3 protein-coding genes and 1 pseudogene are annotated in these 2,819 nt (G+C 67.1%); all 4 read right to left on the reverse strand.

Annotated elements, in window-relative coordinates; all coding sequences use genetic code 11:
• Window positions 1–29: 29 nt before the first annotated feature.
• Window positions 30–527, reverse strand: coding sequence for a YbaB/EbfC family nucleoid-associated protein (locus tag ACWEQQ_RS03755; RefSeq protein WP_452338328.1), 498 nt, complete (start codon window positions 525–527; stop codon window positions 30–32).
• Window positions 524–853, reverse strand: a complete 330-nt coding sequence (locus ACWEQQ_RS03760; protein ID WP_452347015.1) for a hypothetical protein — start codon at window positions 851–853, stop codon at window positions 524–526. The genes ACWEQQ_RS03755 and ACWEQQ_RS03760 overlap by 4 nt, the downstream gene beginning before the upstream one ends.
• Window positions 854–959: 106 nt before the next feature.
• On the reverse strand, window positions 960–1,745 hold the full coding sequence (locus tag ACWEQQ_RS03765) for an ESX secretion-associated protein EspG (protein ID WP_452347016.1): 786 nt from the start codon (window positions 1,743–1,745) through the stop codon (window positions 960–962).
• Window positions 1,742–2,819 (reverse strand): annotated as a pseudogene (locus ACWEQQ_RS03770) (hypothetical protein); the annotation flags it as partial. The pseudogene ACWEQQ_RS03770 and the gene ACWEQQ_RS03765, both read right to left, overlap by 4 nt.

Genomic DNA, 2,819 nt, shown 5'->3' on the forward strand with positions numbered 1-2,819 from the left:
GTCCGGCTACCTCGCCCGGCGCGGTCGTATCACCATCCGGAATCGGTGGCCCCGCCCCGTCGCGGCTGTGCCGCATCGATATTCGCGTCGGTCTCGCGGTAACCGCCCAGGCGCTCCGGCGATTTCGGCGGCGCGGTGGACACCACCGGCGGGTCCGGAATCGCGAGTTCCTTGCTCAGGTCGGGCATGCCGGGCACCAGGTCGGCGAGGGTGGGCAGCCGCTTCCGGTTCTGTGAGACCGGGGCCATGATGTCGCGGCCGCGGCGGGCCACCTCGGCGGCGGCCTGCTGCGCGGCGTCGGTGACCGCCCGGGCGATCTCCGTGTAGTCGAGATCCTCTATGTCAGAAGAGAATTTGGTCTCGATCACGGTGCCGTCGGCGTTCACCGTGACCGTCACCCGCTTGCGGACCGTGACCGACGCGGTCAACGCCGCCCGCTCATGCTGCAGCTGGGTGATGAGGCGCATCTGCTCGCCGAAGCCGTCGAGGATCTCGGCCAGCTCGGCCTTCTGGCGTTCGTTGCTCATTGCGCGGCCTGCTGGAAGCCCTCGCGGTTGGCCTCTTCGGTCGCCTCCAGCTTGTCGGCCGAATCCTTCTGCGACTTCGAAAAATTCGCGAAGGTGCCGGCCATATTGGTCGCGCCCTCGAGAATGTTCTTCTTGCTGGCCAGGTAGCCCTGGTCGCCATTCGCGAACTGGTTGCCGAGCGAATCATCGCCCCACGGCGTGCCGAGCGCGTCCGCCTGAGCGCCGAAGGTGTTCACCACCCCGTTGATGCCATCGCGGACGTCGCCGGTCTTCTCGGAGGCCTTCATCAACAAGTCCCGATAGGACTCCAACCGACCACCACTCATGATGTTGACCTTGGCAGCCTCGGGCAACCGCGTAGTGGCCGGAATGTTAACGGAGAGTGCTGATTCGGGCGGCGCGGCGGTGATTACCGGCCGCCGCGCCGCCCGCTCAGACCTCGATCTCGCCGCGCGCTTCCATGAGCTGCAGAGTCTGCTCGACGTGGTGCTCGAACCGATGGACGATCTTCCCCACCCCGGCTCCGCGCGCGGTCATCTCCGGGTCACCCACCTCGATCAGATACCGCCCGTCGGCGGGCATATCACGGAAGATCATGGTGGTCTGGTGCATACCGCGCGGCCCGAACTTGGACCTGCCCTGCAGCACACGGATGGCGCCGGTCAGGTCCGCGGGCCGGTTCCAGAAGGCGATGCTGCGGGTCTCCACGGAGTCGTCGAAGGAGTCGAACGCGCCGCCAGATCCCCCATAGGGATCCGGCTCCGGCGGCTCGGTCACCAGCGTCACCGCCGGGCCCCGGGCCTCCTCGGTCGGCGGCAGATACGCCACCATCAAGGCGGGCAGCTCCTCCGGCTCGCACTCGATCATCGTGAATCCGCCACTGTGGAAAACGGTTTCACCGGGTGCCTGCACGATCAGGCAGGCGCGGCGATCCCGGCGCGCGCCGTGGACGCGGATCCGCTTGTTCGGGTTGTCGAAATCGCCGTCGGCCCAGGCGTGCACGATGAGGGCGATGTCCGGGAGCGCCACTGTCTCGAAGATCGCGCCGAAGCCGGGACCCAGTTCCCGGTCCAGCTTGGCATGACATTCATACAGTTCACGCTCGTAATCGTCTTGATACTTGGTGCGGCTGGTGAACCGCAGCGGCGAGGGGAGGCTCCCGCCGCGGTACCTGTAGCACAACGCCTTGAACTCGACGTCGGTGAACTCCCAGGTCATGCCTCGACCACCGGGTTCCCTTCAATGGCTCCCTCGAGCGTCCGCCCGAAGCCCCGAATGAAGTCGACCTGCTCGGGCTCGGGATCCGCTGCGGCGGTCGGGATCTCGGTCGCGGTCGGCACGGCCTGGTCCGACGGGGAGGCCACGACACCCACCAGCGGGTCCAGCATCGCACCCGGGTTCGAACCGCCGCCGAACAGGTTGGTCAGACCCGGGAATGGCGAGTCCGGCACGCCTGCGGCGGGGATCGCGTTGGCCAGACCCGAGTTCGGCGTGTTCACCGTGCCCAGCGGCACGGTGTCGCCCGGCAGTCCGGCGGTCGGCGTGGGCGTGGGTGTCTGGGTGGTGTCCCCGGACAGGCCCAGCAGCTGCGACAGCTGGGTCACCTTGGACGGGTCCTGCTCGATGGCGGCGAAGGCGGTCGTCAGCTTGTCCTCGGGCACACCCAACGCGGTCGCCAGGTTCGTCAGATCCGTGGAGTGCATCGAATCCAACGCTTGCAGGATCGTCGGCAGCTGCTGGGCGATCGTCGAGATGCCGGTGCTCACGCCGCTGACCAGCGAGCTCAGCATGCTGGTGAGTGACGACATATCCGAGCCACCGGAACTGCTGCCGGTCGAGCCGGTCTGCTGCTGAGTCTGGTTCGGGTAGTTCTGATTGGAACCGTAGGGGTTGGAGCCGTAGGGATTCGTGCCGTTTGGGTTCGCGCCGTTCGGGTTGGTCCCGTTGGGGTTCGTGCCGTTCGGGTTGGTCCCGTTGGGGTTGGTGCCGTTCGGATTTCCGCCGTTCGGGTCCGCGGTGTCCTTGAGCGGCGGGATATTCGGCTGCTTGTACTGGCTGCCGCCACCGCTATTGGCGCCACCGCTGTTGGCGCCACCGCTGTTCGCGCCACCGTTGTTGGCACCGCCATTGTCCTTGCCGCCGGTGTTGTCCCCGCCGTTGTCTTTCCCGCCGTTGTCTTTCCCGCCGTTGTCCTTGCCGCCGTTGTCCTTGCCGCCGTTGTCCTTGCCGCCGTTGTCCTTGCCGCCGTTGTCCTTGCCGCCGTTGTCCTTGCCGCCGTTGTCCTTGCCGCCC

The sequence above is a fragment of the Nocardia sp. NPDC004123 genome (assembly GCF_053603795.1).